The organism is Viscerimonas tarda (assembly GCF_054601255.1).
Window position 1 is genome coordinate 47,447 of the sequence record NZ_BAAHWV010000013.1, and the last position, 21,099, is coordinate 68,545.

The window sequence follows — 21,099 nt, forward strand, 5'->3', positions numbered from 1 at the left end:
AATGGAAAAAGTTAACAACCCGAAAAAAGTGAATGATACAAGCTCTGCAACCGATATTGTATTCGATTATTTGCGTTACTGGAAATGGTTTATTGTATCTGTTGCCGTATGTCTTTTTGCTGGAGCAGCAATTATTCTTGTAACACAAAAACAATACAAAACCTCTCTGTCAATTTTATTGAATGAAGATAAAAGTAAAGGTGGCGGTATTGCCTCATTCGATTTGGAAGCGCTTGGATTACAATCGACTACGAGCAATATAGAGAATGAGATTGCCATACTGTCTTCCCCCGATTTAATGCAGTCGGTAGCCGATTCGTTGAACCTGCAAACGACCTATTATGTAACAAACCGGTTCAGGAAATATGAACTCTATGGCGAATCGCCGTTTTATGTCGGTCTTGAATCGGCTGATAAAGCAAAAATTGGTCATGCCGGTTTCTACATACAGCAAGAAGGAACCGAATATGAAGTAAAAGGCACATACGAAAACAAGGATATAGATGAAAAATTGCAGTCCCTGCCTGCTGAACTAAAATTGGATGAGGATGTGATTCTCAACATCCAATTGACAGGAAAGAATGTTATTGACGGAGAAAAGTACCATGTTCAGGTAAACAACATAAACTCAACGGCTTTATCGCTGTGCAGTGAATTATTGGTGTCTCCAACCACTAAATCATCATCGGTGTTGAATGTAAGTATTACCGGCAATAATACGAGAAAAGGAGCGGCGGTACTCAGGGAACTGGTGAAGCAGTACAACGAGTTGGACGTTAAAGTGAAAAACGAGATAGCTTACAATACGGCCATTTTTATCAACGACCGGCTTAAAGATATATCCGTAGAACTGGGTAGCGCTGAGGCCGATGTAGTAAGCTTTAAGCAAAAGAATCGAATTGCGAATCTGAGCGTAGAGGGTCAAATGTTTATACAACAAGCCGGGGAGAACGAACAGAAATTGATGGATGTTGAAACCCAACTGAACATTATTTTGTGGGTTGAACGCTTTGTAAACGATCCGGCAAACAGGTATGCAGTTATACCCAATATCGGCATATCGGATGCAGGCCTTATACAGATAATAAACGAGTACAACACTAAACTGCTCGCCTCCGAAGTGCAACTGAAAGGTATGGGTGAGGAAAACCCCATCCGTATAAAGCTGACCGAAGACCTCAACAATATACACAGCAGCATATCAAGCTCGCTAAAGAATGTAAAGCAAACGTACAATGTAACCAAAAAAGATTTGTTGACCCAGGCATCCCATACCAAGTCGCGGATTTCGTCAGCGCCCGAACTGGAAAGGGGACTTATAGCAAAAGAACGCGAACAAGCCATCAAGCAAAACCTGTTTTTGTTTCTGATGCAAAAAAGAGAGGAAACAAACCTCACAATTGCATCAACAGCAAATAAGGCGCGCATTATAGTTTCGCCACAAGAAAAAACCTTACCCATAGCGCCAAAATCCCAGGTAATTCTTTTGGCTTCGCTGATTTTAGGCTTTTTGTTGCCCATAGTTGTTATTTATGTCATGAATTTGTTCAAGACACAAATCAAAAACAAAAAAGAACTGGAGGCCTTGTCCGATGTTTCTGTCATAGGTCAGATTTCCAGAAACGAAGATAAAGATCCGGTGATTGTTCAAACGGATAGCAAATCGAGAATAGCAGAAGCATTTCGCTCGTTGAGGAACAGCCTCAACTGGGTATTAAAAAACAAAGGGAATAAACTGATTTTGGTAACCTCTTCGGCATCGGGCGAAGGGAAAACCTTTATCAGTATAAATTTGGCAGTTAGCTTCGCCTTGTCGGGGAAAAAAGCGCTTTTGATAGGTGGCGATATACGGAATCCGAGATTGGCTGAATACATAAAAACAACTGCAGTGAAGGGCTTGAGCGATTATTTAGTAGCGGAAGATAGCTGGAAGAATTATGTAAATAATTCGGACTTGCACGATAACCTGCAACTAATGACAGCAGGAACAATTCCTCCCAATCCAAACGAATTATTGATGAGTCCGCGCCTGAAAGAATTTCTGGAGGAAGCGAAAAATGAATACGATTTTGTAATAGTTGACACGGCGCCCGTAGGTTTGGTGTCCGACACCTACCTGATGGATGAATCGGCTGATGTAAGCCTGTATGTAGTGAGGGAGGGTGTTACTAACAAAGCGGCGGTCGATTTTATAAACGCACAGAAAGAAGAAGGGAAACTAATAAATATGTATCTGGTACTCAACGATTCCCGTTCGGGAGGCGGCTATGAGTACGGATACGGCGGGTATGGTTATGGAAAGTATGGATATGGAGGATATGTTTATGGAAATAAATCTAAATAATACGAAAATACTGGTTACGGGAGGCGCCGGATTTATCGGCTCTAATCTTTGCGAGGAATTGCTTAAGCACAATTGCGAGGTGGTGTGTCTGGATAATTTCTCGACCGGAAAAGTAGAGAATATAATACCTTTGCTCAGCCACAAAAACTTCCGATTGGTTGTTGGCGATATACGCAACTACGAGGATTGCCTGAAAGCAGTAGAAGGAATTGATTATGTTTTGCACGAAGCGGCTTTAGGCTCTGTTCCCCGTTCGATAAAAGACCCGGTAACCAGCAATGATGTCAATGTTTCGGGTTTCCTGAACATGCTTGTTGCAGCCAAAGAAGCAAAAGTGAAACGCTTTATCTATGCCGCCAGTTCCTCCACTTACGGCGATTCGGCATCCTTGCCCAAAGTGGAAGATGTGATAGGGAAACCGCTGTCGCCCTATGCCATAACAAAATATGTAAATGAACTTTATGCGGACGTATTTTCACGCACATACGGGATGGAATGTATAGGATTGCGCTACTTCAATGTATTCGGACAGCGGCAAGACCCCAATGGCGCTTATGCAGCCGTCATCCCCTTGTTTGTGAAGAAACTGATAAATCACGAATCGCCCGTCATAAACGGAGACGGGGAGTATTCGAGGGATTTCACCTATATAAAAAATGTGGTTCAGATGAATCTGCTCGCTCTTACGACAGCGAACAAAGCGGCGTTGAACACCGTGTATAACACAGCCTTTGGTGAGCGGACTACACTGAATCAACTGGTTGGTTATTTGAAAGAATACCTGAGCGCGTACGACCCTGAGATTGGAAAGGTAGAAATTATTCATGGGCCGAACAGGGTGGGGGATATTCCGCATTCGTTGGCCAGTGTAGATAAAGCGAAAGCCTTGTTGAATTATGACCCTCAATACAGTATGAAGAAGGGATTGCAAGAGGCTGTAAATTGGTATTGGAATAACTTAAAATAGAAAATGGATAAAATAAAGATTGCTATCGTTGGCTTAGGTTATGTGGGATTGCCACTTGCCCGGCTGTTTGCAACAAAGTACGCCGTTGTGGGTTTTGATGTAAACAAAGCCCGTGTAAATGAGTTGATGTCGGGTAACGACCATACCTTGGAAGTAGAGGCCGACATACTTCGGGCTGTATTGAAAAAAGAAGCCGGTGATAACACCGGATTATTCTGCACTTGCAACCTGGACGATATTAAAGATTGCAACTATTATATAGTAACCGTCCCAACGCCGGTGGATAAAAATAACCGTCCCGACCTGACCCCCTTGGTGAAAGCCAGCGAGACAGTAGGAAAAGTAATCGGCAAAGGAGACGTCGTTATCTATGAATCAACGGTATATCCTGGCGCTACCGAAGAAGATTGCATTCCGGTGGTAGAAAAAACATCGGGATTGAAATACAATGTTGATTTCTACGCCGGTTATTCTCCCGAACGGATAAACCCCGGCGACAAGGAGCATACCGTAGAAAAAATCAAGAAAGTAACTTCCGGTTCAACCCCCGAGACAGGCGAAAAAGTGAATGCGCTCTATTCATCAATTATTAAAGCCGGAACGCATCTGGCTCCGACCATTAGGGTGGCAGAAGCAGCAAAAGTTATCGAAAATTCGCAACGCGATATTAACATTGCCTTTGTAAACGAACTAAAGAAAATATTCGACCGCATGAGCATCAACACCAACGATGTGTTGGCGGCAGCAGGCACAAAGTGGAACTTCCTCCACTTCAAACCGGGACTTGTAGGCGGGCATTGCATCGGCGTTGACCCCTATTACCTCGCCCAAAAAGCGCAGGAATACGGCTATCATCCCGAAATTATTCTTGCCGGCAGACGCATGAACGACAGCATGGGCGAATATGTAGCCAGCGAGGTGGTAAAGAAAATGATAAAGCAAAGCATCCAGGTAAAAGGCTCGAACATACTGGTGTTAGGTATAACATTTAAAGAGAACTGCCCCGATGTACGCAACACCAAAGTAGTGGACGTCATCCGCGAACTAAAAGAATACGACACCAACATCACCATCTACGACCCCTGGGCAAACCCCGCCGAAGTGAAGCATGAATACGGCTTGGATATTCTGACTGAAATGCCTGGCGGGAAGTTTGATGCTGTGGTTTTGGCTGTTGGGCATCGGGAGTTTGAGGGGATGGAGATAAAAAGTATAATATACAAATTAAAATAGATTGAAGAATAGTTTAAAAACTAATGTTATATGGATGTTTATAGGCAACAGTCTATACGCATTTATGCAATGGATACAACTTTCTATTATTGCAAAACTATGTTCTCCTATAGTTTTAGGTTCATATACATTAGCTTTAGCTATAACAGCTCCGATATTTCTCTTTCTAAGTTTTCAATTAAGATCATTAATTGTTACTGATTCAAAGAAAGAATGGAATTTTTCCAGCTATTTTATGCTCAGGTTCATCTCTTTAGGAATAGGAGTCATTTTTATAATAGGATATATTCTAATAAGAGAAAGTGAATTTAAAATACTATTTTTAATTGCAGTACTTAAAATAGTTGAAGGATTTGCAGAAATATTTAATGCACAACAGCAACTTATGGAAAAGATGCATAATGTTGCAAAATCTCTTATTCTAAAAGGGATATCTGCAACAACGGCTATCTTCATAGGTGTCTTTTTTTTCAAATCATTACCTATTGGTTTAGCTATTGCTATATTTTTGAACTTATTCGTTTTATATTATAATGACTATTTGAACTGTAAAAGGCTCTACGAAAAAGAAAGTTTATTTAATTTTCGAAATCTAAGATTAAAATCGCTATTTATCAAATCACTCCCCCTTGGAATTGTCATGTGTATAATATCTTTAAACACAAATATATCTAAATATATGACTGAATATTTTTTAGGAACAGAAAAGCAAGGTATATATTCTACAATAGCTTATTGTTTAGTTTTAGGAAATTTTGTAAATGCAGCAGTTGGTCAATCATTTTCTCCACGTATGAGTAGATATTATGCAGAAAACAAAACAATTGATTTTAAAAAATTATGCATAAAGTATGTTGGAGTTAATTTAGGAGTAGGAATCATTCTATCTATTATGTCATTAATTGGAGGTTATCATTTTTTAAAAATTATGTTTTCAGATTCTATTGCTAATTATTCAGGTCTATTTTCACTCGTCATGTTTTCTGGAATTTTTCTATACACAGCTTCTGCTCTAGGATATACCTTAACTTCAATGAGAATATTTAAAATACAACCATTCATAAATGGGATGGTAATGATTACAAATATAGTTGGTTGTTATTTTCTACTAAATAAATATGGTATCTATGGAGTTGTGTATGCGTCAATATTAGCATTCTCAATGCAAATTATAATTACATCTTGTTTTATATATAAAAATTATGATAAAAGTTGTTCACGTTCTAGGTCGATTAGATAGAGGAGGAATAGAAACATGGCTCAAAGATGTCATTCTCCATTATGATAGAGAAAATTTTCAAATGGACTTTGTTACGAATAGGCCAGGAGAAGGTGTATATGATGAAATAATTGTAGAAATGGGTTCTAAACTGAATCCCATTCTATTAGATAAAGGTATATGGAAGTTTTCAAGGGCTTTTTACAAATTTTTAAAAGCAGAGCAATATAATATTGTGCACGCACATTCTCATTTTTTTAGTGGATATATTTGTTTCATCGCTTTTTTAGCTGGAGTTTCATGCCGCATTAGTCATAGCCATAATGATACATCAAAAATAGATAGCAACTCTTTTTATAGAAAATGTTATATTGAGATTCAACGTATGCTTATCAATATTTTTGCAACCAAAAGGGTTGCATGCTCTGAGCCTGCAGGCAAAGCTCTTTTCAAAAATAAATCTCATGAAATAATACAATATGGGATAAACCTATCTAATTTTAAAAAAAAGGAAGATAATACACGAAGTAAGATACTTAAAGAGTTCAATTTACCCGAAAATGCATTTTTTATCGGACATGTTGGAAGTTTTAGTGAACAGAAAAACCATGACTTTTTAATTGATATTTATTTTCATATAAGTAAAGGAAATCCAAACATTTACTTGTTGCTTATAGGAGAAGGTAAGCTACAAGAAGATATCAAGAAGAAAGTTGGATCATTAAATTTAAAAAATGTTTTATTCTTAGGAGGGCGAAATGATGTAAATTTATTTATGAGCGAAATTTTCGATATTTTTCTTTTTCCTTCTTTGTATGAAGGATTGGGTATCGTTTTACTTGAAGCCCAAATGGCTGGGTTAAAATGTATAATATCGGATGTAATACCGCATGATGCTATTATAATCAAAGAAAATATTAGGAATCTATCTTTGAAAGACAATTCTCAGAAATGGGCAAATTCATTAATGGAAATGTTGGATAACAAAAATAATATTGATTACAATTCTATCGTTGATAAAATGTACAACAGTCCTTTTAATATTACAAATTCTGTAGCTTCTCTCGAAAACATATATAATCAATGCGTAAATAAATGAATTGCAGTATAAATCAATTGGAAATTGGTAAGTCTATATCTATATCTCTACCAATTTTTATTATCCTATTTATCTTTAATATCATTCAATTAGAATTATATACTATCTGTGTATTCATTTCATGCGTTATTCTACTTATAGATATACAGGCTATATTAAAACAGAACAAATGGCTCATAAATCCTTTTCTATATTTGGATGTTTTCTTATTCTTTACAACAGTATTTGCTCCATTCTTTCATTTTTATTCAGGCTCATGGTTAATATATATAACCCAGGTTCCAGAAGATTGGACACCCTTTGCCAATAAATTATCAGAAATATATTTACTGTGTATTCTAATATTATTCACTATAAGAAATATCATAGAACGAAAGTCTTCATATATTCATAATTCAAGCTATATATATGTTACTAGTCCACATAAACTAAAATATATTTATATATTAATGCTTATTAGTTTTATACTTCAAACCTATATGTATATATCAATGGGTGGCATATTAGGATATATTAGAAATTATGGAGAAGAAGGATTCTCTGGTTATGGAGCATTCTTTATCATTTCAGAATTATTTCCTTTATTATTCATTTTAATTTTCTTTATAAAATCTAGAGATAATATATTTTATCATAAATGGATTATAATTTATTTATTCATATTTCTATTATTTATTTCATGCCTGTATTTTGGAGGATTACGTGGTAGCAGAAGTAATACATTATGGACATTAATACATGCCATTTTATTAATACATCTTTCAATTAGGAAGTTTGAAAAAAAACAAATTGTTATAATAGCCTTACTCGCATTTGGATTCATCTATGTTGGAAAAATATATAAAAATACAAGAGGAGCATTTGTACTTGATAATAACTATACTTTAGAGCAAGATATAAAAGGAACTGATGTCTTAGGTGGAGATTTATCTAGATACAGTATACAAGCCTACTTAATATATTTGTATGAGAAAAACACAGATTACAATCTAAAATTAGGTTCTACATATATAGGTGATATTTTAAAATTTATTTCTATCGATAAGGAATGGTCTCGAAAAATAGATAAGGTAAGTGTAGGAACAGAACTCATGTATGGCAATAATGCCCAAATTAGTTTTTCTAAGTCTTCACGTGTTTATGGACTTTTAGGAGAATCTATACTAAATTTTGGAATTTTACTATCTCCTATTGTTTTTATATTGTTTGCAATAATCATAACTCGAATAAAAAAATTTAATGAAGGCATCTCGGAGTATGATCTTCGTTTATTTTTGGTTCCACTACTTATTAATTTTAGTATAATTATATTTAATTCCGATTTGGATAATACAATGTTTTTCTTTATAAAAAGAATAATACCCATATGCCTTGTAGTTTTATTCATAAGAGATAAGATTGTTAATACTCCCCCAATAAAAAAAGAATATGATGAATCTTTTATTTATACATGACCACCCATTTTATGAAGACTATCTTAATGTATATAGTGGAGGAAGTTTTCCTGCAGAGGTCTGGAATAATTATTTATCTTCATTTCAAAATATAAAGGTAATCGGAAGAAAAAGTAATGATATGAAAGATAAAAAAGTTTTATCTTCCGGAGACGATCGTGTCAGCTTTTATTTAATTCATAGGTACTCTTCAATTAAAGATTTGTTTCTAAATTTCAGAAAAATAAACCAGCAAATAAAAGAATTAATTTTACTAAATAATTTAGTTATTATTAGATTACCGAGTATTTTAGGTGTCATAGCAGGTTATATCGCTATCAGAAACAAAATTCCTTTTGTAATTGAACTGGTTGGAAATGCCAGAGAGGCATTAGTGCTCCATGGATCTTTATTAGGTAAAATAGCAGCTCCAGTATTTGATTATTTAAATAAAAAAATAGTAAACAGATCTCGATATGTCATATATGTTACTGAAAGAAAGTTACAAATTGATTATCCATCTCATGGACAAACTGAGTCAATATCAAATGTTATCCTCCCTCTGATTTTAAGAAGAGAAGATGTTAATATTAATCGATTTAATGATGATAAAATTAGCATTGCTTTAATTGGTGGTTTTGATACCAGATACAAAGGACAAGATATTTTATTGAAATCCATATCTATATTACCAACTCACGTGAAAAAAAATATAAAAATATATTTAATAGGTAAGGGTAATTGCAACTGGATTATTGAAGAAGCTAAAAAATTATTTATTATTGATAATATCGAATTTATAGGTTCAAAGGCGAGAGATGAAATATTTGAGTTTTTAAAACATATGTCATTATACGTTCAACCCTCTTTCACTGAAGGTTTACCAAGAGCTATGTTAGAAGCTATGAGTGTGGGTTGTCCTGTTTTAGCTTCGTCTGTAGGTGGTATACCTGATATTCTAGATCAACAATATCTTCATAAAGCCAAAGATTTTAAGGCTCTTTCAAAACAAATATTATATTTTTATGAGAATCGAGATTTATTAAGAGAAGCATCTTCTGAGAATTTAGAAAAAGCATTGCCATATTTAAAAGAAAATTTAAATAAGAAAAGATTAACGTTCTTTCAATCTGTAATTAATGACATAAATGAAATCTCGCCTCATCCGCATAACAACAATCCCCATCTCATTGGATAAACTCCTTGATGGGCAAATGGCTTTTATGAAAAGTCATTACAGGATTATTGCCGTTTCTTCGGATGAAACCTGTTTAAAAAAAGTGGGCGAGAAGGATGGCGTGGATACTTTCTGTGTGGAAATGACACGGAAAATCACACCTGTCAAGGACTTGTGCGCTGTATGGAAATTGTACCGCCTTTTCAGGAGGGAGAAACCTCTTTTTGTGCACACCCATACTCCCAAAGCCGGAACGGTGGGTATGCTGGCTGCCCGATTGGCTAATGTGCCAAACAGGTTGCATACTGTGGCCGGTCTGCCTTTGTTGGAAGCCACAGGGAAGAAAAGGGTCTTGCTCAATTTTGTCGAAAAAATGACTTACAAGTGTGCCACGCATGTATATCCCAATTCAAATGGATTGAAGGATATTATTGTTGAAGAAAAATTGTGTCCCGAAAGGAAATTGAAGGTTCTGGCCAATGGCAGCTCAAATGGCATAAACACATCCTGTTTCGACCCGTCTTTGTTCTCCCCCGAACAAAAGCAAAACTTGAAGAATGAATTGGGAATAACCGGTGAGGATTTTACTTTTGTCTTCGTTGGGCGTCTGGTTTCGGATAAGGGGATAAATGAACTGGTTGAAGCTTTCGATAATCTTACGGAGGAGAACCGCCATGTAAAGCTGTTGCTTGTTGGCCCTCAGGAATCGGATTTGGATCCGTTGAAAGAGACTACCTTGAAGGCGATGGCTCAAAATAAGCATATCCTGGCTGTTGGCTACCAATCGGATGTAAGACCCTATCTGGCTATTTCGGATGCGCTGGTATTTCCCAGCTATCGGGAGGGTTTTCCGAATGTGGTGATGCAGGCCGGAGCCATGGGATTGCCATCTATTGTTACCGACATCAACGGATGCAACGAGATTATTGTAGAGGATATAAACGGCACAATAATTCCGGTTAAAAACGCCTTGACATTGCAACGGAGGATGGAAGATTATTTAATCGACAAAAATTTATTGAACCGCCATAAGGCACATGCGCGCGAAATGATAACATCTCGTTACGAGCAAAGGATAGTTTGGCAGGCGATATTAACTGAATATAAATCCTTGGAAGAAAAACATGTATAAGCGCTTCTTCAAATATGGTATCGATTTCATCCTGTCGTTGATAGGGTTTATACTCTTGTTGCCTGTATTTCTGCTTGTTACACTTTTCCTGACGATAGCTAACGATGGAAAGCCATTCTTTTTTCAGCAGCGTCCGGGTAAGAACAATAAGATATTCGAGGTGATTAAATTCAAGACGATGAACGATAAGAAGGATTCGGCTGGCAATCTTCTTCCCGATGCCGACAGGCTAACTGCTATTGGCAAGTTTGTGCGGAAGACCTCCTTGGATGAAGTTCCACAGCTCTTGAATGTTATCAAGGGAGATATGAGTTTGGTTGGGCCACGTCCGTTATTGGTCGAATATCTTCCATTATATAGCAAGGAGCAGATAAGGCGGCACGAGGTTCGTCCGGGTATAACCGGGTGGGCGCAAGTGAATGGGCGAAATGCTATCTCGTGGCAGGAAAAATTCAGGCTGGATGTGTGGTATGTTGATAATATATCCATACTTTTAGATAGTAAAATATTGATACTTACTGTGTTGAAAGTGTTTAAAACCGAAGGTATTAGTTCGGAAGCTAGTGTTACAATGGAAAAATTTGAAGGAAAATGAATAAAATGAACATCCTTATTACATCTGCAGGTCAGAGGGTCTCTTTAGTTAGAGCTTTTCAAAAGGAATTACGAAATGATAAATTAGGATTAGTTTTTACTACAGATTTAAATCCGAAATTAAGTGCTGCCTGCAATATTTCTGATAAATATTTTCAGGTAAGTAGAGTAACTTCGTCAACATATATAGAGGAAGTTTTAACTATCTGCCAAGAGAATAATATAGGAATGATTATCCCTACTATTGATACTGAATTGCAAATTTTGTCAGATAATAAAGACTTATTTGAAGATAATAATATAAAAGTGATTATATCTTCTCATAAATTTATACAGACATGCAGAGATAAAAGAATAACCAATAATTTCTTTTTAGAACATGGAGTTAATATTCCACGACCAATAAACAAAGAAAACCCTACTTTCCCTATATTTATAAAGCCATACGATGGAAGTTTAAGTTCAGATATATTTATTATTAATACAAAAGAAGAATTGCTTGATAAATTCTTAAACAACGAAAAATTCATGTTTATGGAAGTTATTGATAAAAATGAATATTCGGAATATACTGTAGATATGTATTATGGGAAAGATAATAGAGTTAAATCTATTATTCCTAGAAAAAGAATCACAGTAAGAGCAGGAGAGATACAAAAAGGTATAACTTGTAAAAATGAAATAGTAAATTATTTAAAAAGGAAGTTTGAATATATTGATGGAGCTATTGGTTGTATAACATTACAACTATTTTATTCTGATGAAACAAAGGATATTATTGGTATCGAAATCAATCCAAGATTTGGCGGCGGCTTCCCGTTGAGTTATGCCGCTAAAGGTAATTATCCAAAATGGTTAATAGAAGAATATTTTCTTAATGAATCAATTAACTATTTCGAGGGTTGGGAAAATAATTTATTGATGTTACGTTATGATGATGAGGTTCTAATACATGATTATAGAGATTAATAAAACAAACTCTTTCTTCATTTTTGATTTAGATGATACTCTTTATCAGGAGATTGATTATTTAAAATCGGCATATAAAGCTATAGCGGGATATATGTACACTTTGATTAATCAAGATATTTATGATATTATGCTACATAAATATCATAAAAATGAGGATGTATTTCTTTGGATTGAAAAGAAGTATCCTGATCTTGTATCTAAAACAGAACTATTAAATATATATAGGACACACACTCCTCATATATCCTTATCTAAAGATACATCATGTTTTCTAACCCAATTATATAGATATGAAATACCAATGGGTATAATATCTGATGGTAGAAGTGTAACTCAATGGAATAAATTGAGAGCTTTAAATATTGATAAATACTTTAAGGATATCATAATATCAGAAGAGTTTGGTTCAGAAAAACCCGATATTAGAAATTTTAAATATTATAGTGATAAGTACAGAGAAGCAAAATTCTTTTTCTTTGGCGATAATTTGAATAAAGATTTTATAGTTCCGATAGAGCTTGGATGGAAGACATTTTGCTTAATAGATAAAGGGGAAAATATTCATAAGCAACAAAAAAATAACAATATACATAATTCAATTATCTATATAAACTCCTTTAACGATATTAATTTGGTTTACAAAAAAATAATATGAACAATAACCGTATTTGGCTTTCTCTGGCACACATGGGAGGCCGCGAACAAGAATTTATTCAGGAAGCATTCGATACCAATTGGGTGGTGCCTATGGGGCCTAATGTGGATGCTTTTGAAAAAGAACTGGCCGGTTTTTTAGGTGATAATCTGTCGGTTGCCGCGTTGAGCGCCGGTACAGCGGCATTGCACCTTGCGTTAATTATTTTAGGTCTGAAAGCCGGTGATGAGGCGCTTTGCCAAAGTTTTACCTTTTCGGCTTCGGCCAATCCCATTGTTTATCAGGGGGCTACGCCTGTTTTTATTGATAGCGAAAAGGATAGCTGGAACATGTCGCCCGAACACCTCGAAAGGGCTATAAAGGACAGACTGGCGAAAGGGAAAAAACCGAAAGTGATAATTCCGGTTCACCTCTACGGTATGCCTGCCAATATGAACGAAATACGGGCGATTTCTCTCAAATACGAAATCCCCATTGTTGAAGATGCCGCGGAGGCCTTAGGCTCTACCTATCAGAATCGGCATTGTGGAACCTTGGGCGAAATGGCGATTCTTTCGTTCAATGGAAACAAAATAATCACCACTTCGGGTGGCGGCGCTCTTGTCGCTCACAATGACGAATACATCAGGAAAGCCCGTTTTTTGGCTACGCAGGCCCGGGATGCCGCGCCTCATTATCAGCATACGCAGATAGGATATAATTACCGGATGAGCAATGTGGTAGCAGGTATTGGCCGGGGGCAAATGCTGGTATTGCCCAACCGAATCGAACAACGGAGGGCGAATAACCAGTTTTACAGGCAGCAACTAAAAGACATTGAGGGTATCAGCTTTCAGACGGAACCTTCGTCCGATTATTATTCAAATTATTGGCTGACTTCCATCCTGATAGACCCGGCGAAGACAGGCGGAAAAACGCGCGAGGATTTATACTCGGCGCTTAACGAGGCAAATATCGAATCCCGCCCCCTTTGGAAGCCGATGCATTTGCAGCCTGTTTTTAAAGATTGTCCTTTTTATGGCGATGGAACAAGCGAATCTTTATTCAGAGACGGTTTGTGTTTACCCTCGGGAACAAGTCTGAAAATAAATGATTTACAACGAGTTGCAGATTCTATAAAGCGCATATTATAGATAGATTATATATAAATATTATATAAACAACCCCTTACACTTACTCTCATGATTGAAAAAATATATAAAAGATTTCTCGAAGACCGGTTACTGAGCCGATGGTTCGTACTGTTTTGCGATACTGCTATAATCTTTATTGCCTCCATCATTTCGTACTTGCTTGTTCATCAAATTTATAGGAATATCAGTCATATCTACTACCCTGTGTTCGTAGAATATGCGGCTGTTGTGTTGTTTTTTAATGTTCTGTATTTCCTGTTATTCAGAACGTATAAAGGGATAATCCGTTATTCTACAATTTATGAATTTCAGCGGATTTTGGGCTCGTTAATCTTGGCAACTATCCTGATTTTTCTTACTCTACACAAGATAATGGGTTCCTCCGGTAGTGTTTCGGTGGCTTATTGCACGACGTTTTTTCTGGCCTCTTTGGTTGGCCTTTACGGATTTCGCATTGTGGTAGTCTATGCTTATGCGGCGCTGACCCGAAAGTTTGGAACGAGACTCATTATACCTGTTTTCTTTTGGGGGAAACCCAGTGAAGAAAATATCATGTTCACCGAGCTGTTTAATAGCAGCCGCAATAAGTTTAAGATTATCGGATTCTTGACTACGGCTTCCAATCCGAAGCTGAAAAGGATTACAAGATTGCCGGTTATATTGTTGCCGACTCCCGAAGATTTGAGTAAATACAGAACAAGGAGCGTTATATTCACCGATGAAAACGAGCTTAAACATGATGCCGCTTATGTAGAAATGATGATAAGTTTAAAAATTCGCATCTATATTATGCAGGCAAAAAGCATCAACAACATGTCTCAATTGTCGGATATGGGTAAAAATATCCGTTCTATCCGAATCGAAGACTTACTTGGAAGAGAAGAAATAAATATAAGCTTGGATGCTATTGCTTCAACTATTCAGGCAAAAACTGTGTTGGTAACAGGCGCTGCAGGGTCAATAGGGAGCGAAATTGTAACCCAATTAGCCGGATTCTCCCCTAAATTAATCGTTTGTCTGGATCAGGGAGAAACGTCATTAAACGATCTGGATGTGGAGTTAAAGTCGAAATATCCCAGCCAGAATTTTATCTCAGTCGTTGCCGATATACGCAATGAATCTAAACTTACCCGGATTTTCAAGCAATATAAACCCGATATAATCTATCATGCAGCTGCCTATAAGCATGTTCCATTGATGGAGGTATATCCTTGCGAAGCTGTTATCACAAACGTTTTGGGCACAAAGTTACTGGCAGATTTGGCCATTGATCATGCTGTTGAAACCTTTATTATGGTATCGACCGATAAGGCAGTGAACCCGACCAATATAATGGGTGCAACCAAACGAATTGCCGAAATATACGTGCAGAGTTGTGCGACCGACTCGCAGAAAAACAAATCGAATACCAAGTTCATAACCACTCGTTTCGGGAATGTATTGGGTAGCAACGGGTCGGTAATTCCGCTGTTCAAGAGACAGATAGAAAGAGGAGAATCAATTACCGTAACCCACCGCGAAATAACGCGCTATTTTATGACAATACCCGAAGCCTGCCGCTTGGTGCTGGAAGCCTCCGTGATTGGCGAATCGGGTTATATTTATATTTTTGACATGGGAAAACCGGTCAAAATATACGACTTGGCCAGAAAAATGATAGAACTTGCCGGTTTAGTTCCCGAAAAAGATATTGCCATAGAATTTTCAGGACTACGTCCGGGTGAGAAATTGTATGAAGAATTGCTGAATGATTCGGAAATAACAGAACCAACCTCTCACGGGAAAATCAAGAAAGCCAAAGTCAGGAAATATTGTTTCCAAGAGATTCTGCCCCAGATAGAACTAACCATCTCCAAGGCAAGAAACGGCGAAGAATACGAACTCGTATCAAACATGAAGAAGCTAGTCCCCGAATTTATCAGCAAAAATTCCAAGTACGAGTCGTTGGATGTGTAAAGTGGCTTTGTTATAATTTCGGGATATACTTTGGCGCAAGTTTGAAACTTGTGCCTGATATTCAGGTAGTTTTCAACTACCGAAAGTTATAAACTTTCTAAATTATGGGTACAAGTTTCAAACTTGCGCCAATGGGGGGGGGAGTATGTATTTTTGTGTCATTGCGGGCTCCGACCCGCAATCTCCTGACAGTCGCAGCCATTTTAACCGAAAAAATAACATCCGAAAGCATAAAAGTACGCAAATAAGTACCTATCTTTGTAAAACATAAAACTGCTTTGACATGAAAACAGCAAATTATACGGATTTCAGGAGCAATCTGAAAGATTACATTGATTCGGTAATAGATGATTCGGAAACGCTTATTATCAACAGGGGAAAAAATACCGGCGTAGTGCTTATTTCGTTGGATGAATATAATTCCTTAGTGGAGACGGAATATATTATGTCTTCGCCCGAAATGCTACGGCGCATAAAGGATGCCGAAAAGAACATACAGGAAGGGAAAGGCAAAACAATACCCACAGCAGAGCTATGGAAATAGTCTATTCGGAGCAAGCGCAAGAAGATATTGCCTATTGGAAAAAGACCGGAAACAAAGCTATAATGAAGAGAATCAGCGCTTTGATAGACGATATTCAAAAACACCCCTTTACCGGCCTGGGAAAGCCCGAACCACTGAAATATGACCTCTCGGGTATGTGGTCGAGACGTATAAATTCGGAACATCGAATAGTTTATTCAGTACACAACGAAATGATAGTGGTTTATGTTTTGTCTATGAGGTACCATTATTCAAAGGGCTGAAATTATCACCATGATGCAAATTCTTTCTCAAAATCTTCGTGCGGTTTGTTCAGGGCAAACCATGAAAAAATTTACTGCTTATGCCTTTCGGTAAAGTTGCTGATATGAGCAGGAGATTCCTCCCTTTGGTCGGAATGACTGTCTCCTTTTGGGGAGAGGGGATGAGGAAGTGGCGGCGAAGCCGCCACTTCCTCATCCCTTAAACCACTAACACGCAAGTCATTCCGACCAAAGGGAGGAATCTCATCCGTAACAGTAGTACTAAATTTTTTCATGCATTAGTCTTGACGGCTTACCGAGATTTGACAATAATTTAACACCGCCTGATTACTGCTTCTCCTCTTTAAGATGCAAATACCAATACACACATCCCACAAATAACGCCCCTCCGATAAAATTACCGATTGTAGCCGGAATAAGATTCTGACATATAAAGTCGGCCCACAAAATGTTGGCGCCGGAATAGATGGCGGCGGGAATAAAGAACATATTGGCTATCGAGTGTTCGTAACCCAGGCTAACGAAGAGCATCACCGGAATCCAAATGGCAATGCACTTGCCCGTAATATCTTTGGCCGAATACCCCATAAACATCCCCAGGCATACAAGCCAGTTGGCTCCGATACCTTTCAGCAGTACTTTTATAAAATCCTGATTAACTTTTGCTTCGGCATAATGATGCAGGTATCCTTGCCAAGGTTCGCTGTCCAATAATCCGACTTCGTACGACAGGAGGAATGCCACCAGTTGTGTTCCTGTAAAGTTGAATAAATAGGAGAATAACAGGTACTTGAAGTAGGTCTTTATCGTAATTTGCCGTTGTAGCGAACTGTAAGTAAAAGCGGCGCAATCGCTTGTGAACAGGTCGGCCCCTGTGATAGAAACCATAATCAACCCAACAGGGAACAACGCGCCGGCTACAAACTTTACCAAGCCCGGATTGGATGCGCCGATGCCGGGCATTCCGCCTGCAACCATAACCGAAAGCATTCCGCCAAAGGCTATAAATGCGCCTCCCAGAATAGCGGCAAGCATAAATTTGATTAATGGCAGGTTTCGTTTGTTGGTAGCCGATGCGGCAAAATTTTGCGTTATTTCTTTGGGGGTATAATAGTTTGTCATTTTGTGTCGTTAATCAATTAAATTTTCAATCCGTAGCTCCTGAAAATAGTCGAAGCTTTTTCTATTTGCTCGGGAGTTGGCGCTTGTACGTCTTTTAATTTATACGCTATGCCCAATTGTTCCCATTTGTGAGTGGCCATTTGATGGAAGGGGAGAATGTCTATCCGCTCTACATTCCCGAATTGCGAGACATATTTTGCCCATTCAATCAGGTCTTTTTCTTCGTCCGTGTAATGGGGCACAAGCACATAACGCAACCACGTAGCCTTATTTATCGAAGACAGATACTCCATAAACTTTAGGGTAGGGGCTAGTTCGTTGTTGGTGAGTTCTTTGTATTTTTCGGGGTTAATCTGCTTTATATCAAGCAGAACCAGGTCGGTATAGTCAAGAACTTCTTTCACTTTGTCGTTCAGCAATATCCCCGATGTGTCTATGGCCGTGTGGATTCCATGCGCCTTGCATAGTTTGAAAAGCGCTGAAACAAACTCCGCCTGAAGCATCGGTTCTCCACCCGAAACGGTAATTCCTCCACGGACAAAGTTTTTTACTTTATCCAATTCCTGAAAAACAGCTTCCGGTGTAAACGTATATTTTGCCTCTTTCTTTTCCCAGGTGTCGGGATTGTGGCAGTACAGGCAACGCAACGGGCAACCCTGCATAAACAAAACGAAACGAATGCCCGGCCCGTCTTTTGTACCAAATGTTTCAAAGGAATGTATGTATCCTGACATTTAACCAGTTTCTTCTGAATATATAAACGAAGGGGCTGTCTAAAAAGAACTCCCCTTCGCTTAAATTACTTTATCAATCATTAAATGGCTGTTGCAATCGTCCGGTTGATAACATCCAACTGTTGTTCTTTTGTCAACTTCACAAAGTTCACGGCATAACCCGATACGCGGATTGTCAACTGTGGATATTGTTCGGGATGTTCCATGGCATCAATCAGCAATTGGCGATCGAAAACGTTCACATTCAAATGATGCCCTGTTTGAAGGAAATACCCATCCAACAATCCGGTGAGGTTCTGAACTTCCTCTTCCTTGTTTTTTCCCAGAGTATTGGGCGTGATGGCAAAGGTGTAGGAAATCCCGTCGTTGGCATGTTCGAACGGCAGTTTTGCTACCGACGAAAGTGATGCCACCGCCCCTTTGGTATCGCGTCCGTGCATGGGATTCGCTCCCGGAGCAAAAGGCGTTCCATCGCGGCGACCATCGGGGGTATTGCCTGTTTTCTTTCCATAAACAACATTCGATGTGATGGTCAGTACCGATTGTGTCGGGATGGCTTCCTTATACATCTTGCGTTTACGGATTTTATTCATAAACTTCTCTACAATGGCTTCGGCAAATTTGTCGGTGTTATCATCGTTGTTTCCGAAGGGAACATACTCTTTTTCGTTGATATAGTCCACTGCATTGCCGTCCAAATCCCTCACAATGCGCACTTTACCATATTTAATGGCGGCAAACGAATCGGCGATGATTGATAGTCCCGATATGCCAAATGCTTGCGTGCGAACAATATCTACATCATGCAAAGCCATTTCCAGGGCTTCGTACGAGTATTTGTCGTGCATATAATGAATGATATTGAGCGCCTTCACGTAAGTCTCTGCTACCCAGTCGAGTGTGCGGTCGAATTTTGCCCAGACTTCATCAAAATCGAGGTAATCGCCCGAAACTTTTTCTACCCAGTGCTTGGGTAATACCTGCACTTTTGTTTTTTCGTCTTTCCCGCCGTTGATGGTGTAAAGCAATGCCTTTGGCAGGTTGGCGCGCGCTCCGAAAAACTGCATCTGGTGGCCGATGCGCATAGGCGATACACAGCAAGCAATGCCATAGTCGTCTCCCAATTGAGGACGCATCAAGTCATCGTTTTCATACTGAAGCGAGGATGTTTCGATGGATACTTTGGCGCAATATTTTTTCCATGCTTCGGGCAAACGGTCGCTCCAAAGAATCGTCAGATTTGGTTCCGGCGCAGGGCCTAAGTTGTAGAGGGTGTGCAACATGCGGTAACTGTTTTTGGTTACCATCGAGCCTCGGTTGTTGGTCATGCCACCCAGCGATTCTGTAACCCAAACCGGATCGCCAGAGAATAATTCGTTGTATTCACTGGTGCGAAGGAAACGGACAATACGCAGTTTCATGACGAAATGGTCGATCATTTCCTGGGCTTCTTTTTCTGTTATCAAACCTGCTTTCAGGTCTCTTTCGATATATATGTCGAGAAAAGTTGTTACGCGTCCCAGGCTCATTGCCGCCCCATTTTGGTCTTTAATAGCGCCCAAATAACCAAAGTATGTCCATTGGATAGCCTCCTGTGCGTTAGAAGCCGGTTTTGAAATGTCAAACCCATAAGCGGCTGCCATGCGTTTCAAGGCTTTCAAGGCCTGAATTTGTGAACTCAATTCTTCGCGAAGGCGAATCAAGTCGTCAGTCATCACGATAGGGTCGCATTCCTTGAAGCGTATTTCGCGTTCGCTCATCAACCGGTCGATGCCATAAAGCGCGATGCGCCGGTAATCGCCGATAATGCGTCCCCGTCCGTATGCATCCGGCAGGCCGGTCAACAAGCCATTGCTTCTGGCACGGCGAATACTGTCGGTATAGGCCGAGAATACGCCTTCGTTGTGCGTTTTGCGGTATTTGGTAAATATTTCGGTGATAATGGGGTCTAATTTGTAGCCGTATTCTTCGAGGCTTTGTTGCACCATGCGAATTCCACCATTTGGGAAGATGGCTCTTTTGAGGGGCTTATCGGTTTGTACGCCAACTATTTTCTCCAGATTCTTGTCGATATAACCGGCTCCGTATGCATCAATTTGTGAAGGAATCTTGGTTTCGGCATCATAAACGCCTTTTTCTTTTTCAAGCTTGAACATTTCACTTAATTTCTCCCACAATTTAGTGGTTGCCTCTGTTGGTTTTTCCAGAAAAGATTCATCACCTGCGTACTCCGTGTAGTTTTTAATGATAAAATCGTGTACATTGATTTCGTCTTTCCACTTGCTCCCTTTAAAATCTGTATATGCCTCCATATTTCTGAATTACTTAAATAAATATATTATACAAAAAGTTATACTAAATACAACTTGCTATTAATTAAATGGTTTCTTGGTATTTTCCTCAACAAAGGAATTGAGCATTGAGAGCTGAGAATCAGGATTAATTCTTCATCCTCCACTATCTTCAGTAGATTTGAGTATTGTGCAATCATGTCTTTAATTCTGAATTGCGGCGCAAAGGTA

The 21,099-nt window shown here is 38.5% G+C and carries 19 protein-coding genes; 15 read left to right on the forward strand and 4 right to left on the reverse strand.

The window, feature by feature from the left end:
- Nucleotide 1: 1 nt before the first annotated feature.
- The 15 genes from ACYPWY_RS07550 to ACYPWY_RS07620 all read left to right on the forward strand — a co-directional run bounded on the left by ACYPWY_RS07550 (nucleotide 2) and on the right by ACYPWY_RS07620 (nucleotide 16,721).
- Nucleotides 2–2,344: a GumC family protein gene (locus ACYPWY_RS07550; protein ID WP_459684829.1), complete on the forward strand. Its 2,343-nt coding sequence runs from the start codon at nucleotides 2–4 to the stop codon at nucleotides 2,342–2,344.
- Nucleotides 2,304–3,311 carry an SDR family oxidoreductase gene (locus ACYPWY_RS07555; protein ID WP_459684891.1) on the forward strand — a complete coding sequence of 336 codons (1,008 nt, stop codon included), beginning with the start codon at nucleotides 2,304–2,306 and terminating at the stop codon, nucleotides 3,309–3,311. The genes ACYPWY_RS07550 and ACYPWY_RS07555 overlap by 41 nt, the downstream gene beginning before the upstream one ends.
- 3 nt (nucleotides 3,312–3,314) lie before the next feature.
- Nucleotides 3,315–4,544 (forward strand): nucleotide sugar dehydrogenase, encoded by a 1,230-nt coding sequence (locus tag ACYPWY_RS07560; protein ID WP_459684830.1) that lies wholly within the window; start codon nucleotides 3,315–3,317, stop codon nucleotides 4,542–4,544.
- A 1-nt stretch (nucleotide 4,545) separates the two neighbouring features.
- Complete coding sequence (locus ACYPWY_RS07565) at nucleotides 4,546–5,784, forward strand: oligosaccharide flippase family protein (RefSeq protein ID WP_459684831.1); 1,239 nt, start codon at nucleotides 4,546–4,548, stop codon at nucleotides 5,782–5,784.
- On the forward strand, nucleotides 5,747–6,862 hold the full coding sequence (locus ACYPWY_RS07570) for a glycosyltransferase (protein ID WP_459684832.1): 1,116 nt from the start codon (nucleotides 5,747–5,749) through the stop codon (nucleotides 6,860–6,862). Before ACYPWY_RS07565 ends, ACYPWY_RS07570 begins: the two co-directional genes overlap by 38 nt.
- A 491-nt stretch (nucleotides 6,863–7,353) precedes the next feature.
- Complete coding sequence (locus tag ACYPWY_RS07575) at nucleotides 7,354–8,316, forward strand: hypothetical protein (protein WP_459684833.1); 963 nt, start codon at nucleotides 7,354–7,356, stop codon at nucleotides 8,314–8,316.
- Nucleotides 8,291–9,493 carry a glycosyltransferase gene (locus tag ACYPWY_RS07580; protein ID WP_459684834.1) on the forward strand — a complete coding sequence of 401 codons (1,203 nt, stop codon included), beginning with the start codon at nucleotides 8,291–8,293 and terminating at the stop codon, nucleotides 9,491–9,493. The genes ACYPWY_RS07575 and ACYPWY_RS07580 overlap by 26 nt, the downstream gene beginning before the upstream one ends.
- Nucleotides 9,444–10,604, forward strand: coding sequence for a glycosyltransferase family 4 protein (locus tag ACYPWY_RS07585; protein ID WP_459684835.1), 1,161 nt, complete (start codon nucleotides 9,444–9,446; stop codon nucleotides 10,602–10,604). The genes ACYPWY_RS07580 and ACYPWY_RS07585 overlap by 50 nt, the downstream gene beginning before the upstream one ends.
- A complete protein-coding gene (locus ACYPWY_RS07590; RefSeq protein WP_459684836.1) occupies nucleotides 10,597–11,199 on the forward strand; it encodes a sugar transferase in 603 nt (200 codons plus the stop codon). Before ACYPWY_RS07585 ends, ACYPWY_RS07590 begins: the two co-directional genes overlap by 8 nt.
- Complete coding sequence (locus ACYPWY_RS07595) at nucleotides 11,196–12,167, forward strand: ATP-grasp domain-containing protein (RefSeq protein ID WP_459684837.1); 972 nt, start codon at nucleotides 11,196–11,198, stop codon at nucleotides 12,165–12,167. The genes ACYPWY_RS07590 and ACYPWY_RS07595 overlap by 4 nt, the downstream gene beginning before the upstream one ends.
- Entirely contained in the window at nucleotides 12,151–12,825 is a 675-nt protein-coding gene (locus ACYPWY_RS07600; protein ID WP_459684838.1) for an HAD family hydrolase, read from the forward strand. The genes ACYPWY_RS07595 and ACYPWY_RS07600 overlap by 17 nt, the downstream gene beginning before the upstream one ends.
- Nucleotides 12,822–13,958 carry a DegT/DnrJ/EryC1/StrS family aminotransferase gene (locus ACYPWY_RS07605; RefSeq protein ID WP_459684839.1) on the forward strand — a complete coding sequence of 379 codons (1,137 nt, stop codon included), beginning with the start codon at nucleotides 12,822–12,824 and terminating at the stop codon, nucleotides 13,956–13,958. Before ACYPWY_RS07600 ends, ACYPWY_RS07605 begins: the two co-directional genes overlap by 4 nt.
- Nucleotides 13,959–14,006: 48 nt before the next feature.
- Complete coding sequence (locus ACYPWY_RS07610; RefSeq protein WP_459684840.1) at nucleotides 14,007–15,914, forward strand: UDP-N-acetylglucosamine 4,6-dehydratase family protein; 1,908 nt, start codon at nucleotides 14,007–14,009, stop codon at nucleotides 15,912–15,914.
- A 283-nt stretch (nucleotides 15,915–16,197) separates the two neighbouring features.
- Complete coding sequence (locus tag ACYPWY_RS07615; protein ID WP_459684841.1) at nucleotides 16,198–16,458, forward strand: type II toxin-antitoxin system Phd/YefM family antitoxin; 261 nt, start codon at nucleotides 16,198–16,200, stop codon at nucleotides 16,456–16,458.
- Entirely contained in the window at nucleotides 16,449–16,721 is a 273-nt protein-coding gene (locus ACYPWY_RS07620; protein ID WP_459684842.1) for a Txe/YoeB family addiction module toxin, read from the forward strand. The genes ACYPWY_RS07615 and ACYPWY_RS07620 overlap by 10 nt, the downstream gene beginning before the upstream one ends.
- Before the next feature lie 71 nt (nucleotides 16,722–16,792).
- On the opposite strand, the gene ACYPWY_RS07625 is transcribed toward ACYPWY_RS07620, so the two are convergent.
- The 4 genes from ACYPWY_RS07625 to pflB all read right to left on the reverse strand — a co-directional run bounded on the left by ACYPWY_RS07625 (nucleotide 16,793) and on the right by pflB (nucleotide 20,889).
- On the reverse strand, nucleotides 16,793–16,996 hold the full coding sequence (locus ACYPWY_RS07625) for a hypothetical protein (RefSeq protein WP_459684843.1): 204 nt from the start codon (nucleotides 16,994–16,996) through the stop codon (nucleotides 16,793–16,795).
- Between the two features lie 52 nt (nucleotides 16,997–17,048).
- The gene (locus tag ACYPWY_RS07630; protein WP_459684844.1) at nucleotides 17,049–17,843 is read right to left on the reverse strand and encodes a formate/nitrite transporter family protein; all 795 of its coding nucleotides are present in this window, start codon (nucleotides 17,841–17,843) and stop codon (nucleotides 17,049–17,051) included.
- Nucleotides 17,844–17,860: 17 nt separating this feature from the next.
- A complete protein-coding gene (gene pflA / locus ACYPWY_RS07635; RefSeq protein ID WP_459684845.1) occupies nucleotides 17,861–18,577 on the reverse strand; it encodes a pyruvate formate-lyase-activating protein in 717 nt (238 codons plus the stop codon).
- Between the two features lie 80 nt (nucleotides 18,578–18,657).
- Entirely contained in the window at nucleotides 18,658–20,889 is a 2,232-nt protein-coding gene (pflB, locus tag ACYPWY_RS07640) for a formate C-acetyltransferase (protein ID WP_459684846.1), read from the reverse strand.
- Nucleotides 20,890–21,099 lie beyond the last annotated feature (210 nt).

What these genes read in the sequence shown, in the direction of transcription:
- ACYPWY_RS07550 (WP_459684829.1), top strand. Translation starts at nt 2, where the DNA reads ATGGAAAAAGTTAACAACCCGAAAAAAGTGAATGATACAAGCTCTGCA.
- ACYPWY_RS07555 (WP_459684891.1), top strand. Translation starts at nt 2,304, where the DNA reads ATGGATATGGAGGATATGTTTATGGAAATAAATCTAAATAATACGAAA.
- ACYPWY_RS07560 (WP_459684830.1), top strand. Translation starts at nt 3,315, where the DNA reads ATGGATAAAATAAAGATTGCTATCGTTGGCTTAGGTTATGTGGGATTG.
- ACYPWY_RS07570 (WP_459684832.1), top strand. Translation starts at nt 5,747, where the DNA reads ATGATAAAAGTTGTTCACGTTCTAGGTCGATTAGATAGAGGAGGAATA.
- ACYPWY_RS07575 (WP_459684833.1), top strand. Translation starts at nt 7,354, where the DNA reads ATGGGTGGCATATTAGGATATATTAGAAATTATGGAGAAGAAGGATTC.
- ACYPWY_RS07580 (WP_459684834.1), top strand. Translation starts at nt 8,291, where the DNA reads ATGATGAATCTTTTATTTATACATGACCACCCATTTTATGAAGACTAT.
- ACYPWY_RS07585 (WP_459684835.1), top strand. Translation starts at nt 9,444, where the DNA reads ATGAAATCTCGCCTCATCCGCATAACAACAATCCCCATCTCATTGGAT.
- ACYPWY_RS07590 (WP_459684836.1), top strand. Translation starts at nt 10,597, where the DNA reads ATGTATAAGCGCTTCTTCAAATATGGTATCGATTTCATCCTGTCGTTG.
- ACYPWY_RS07595 (WP_459684837.1), top strand. Translation starts at nt 11,196, where the DNA reads ATGAATAAAATGAACATCCTTATTACATCTGCAGGTCAGAGGGTCTCT.
- ACYPWY_RS07600 (WP_459684838.1), top strand. Translation starts at nt 12,151, where the DNA reads ATGATTATAGAGATTAATAAAACAAACTCTTTCTTCATTTTTGATTTA.
- ACYPWY_RS07605 (WP_459684839.1), top strand. Translation starts at nt 12,822, where the DNA reads ATGAACAATAACCGTATTTGGCTTTCTCTGGCACACATGGGAGGCCGC.
- ACYPWY_RS07610 (WP_459684840.1), top strand. Translation starts at nt 14,007, where the DNA reads ATGATTGAAAAAATATATAAAAGATTTCTCGAAGACCGGTTACTGAGC.
- ACYPWY_RS07615 (WP_459684841.1), top strand. Translation starts at nt 16,198, where the DNA reads ATGAAAACAGCAAATTATACGGATTTCAGGAGCAATCTGAAAGATTAC.
- ACYPWY_RS07620 (WP_459684842.1), top strand. Translation starts at nt 16,449, where the DNA reads ATGGAAATAGTCTATTCGGAGCAAGCGCAAGAAGATATTGCCTATTGG.
- ACYPWY_RS07625 (WP_459684843.1), bottom strand. Translation starts at nt 16,996, where the DNA reads ATGAAAAAATTTAGTACTACTGTTACGGATGAGATTCCTCCCTTTGGT.
- ACYPWY_RS07630 (WP_459684844.1), bottom strand. Translation starts at nt 17,843, where the DNA reads ATGACAAACTATTATACCCCCAAAGAAATAACGCAAAATTTTGCCGCA.
- pflA (WP_459684845.1), bottom strand. Translation starts at nt 18,577, where the DNA reads ATGTCAGGATACATACATTCCTTTGAAACATTTGGTACAAAAGACGGG.
- pflB (WP_459684846.1), bottom strand. Translation starts at nt 20,889, where the DNA reads ATGGAGGCATATACAGATTTTAAAGGGAGCAAGTGGAAAGACGAAATC.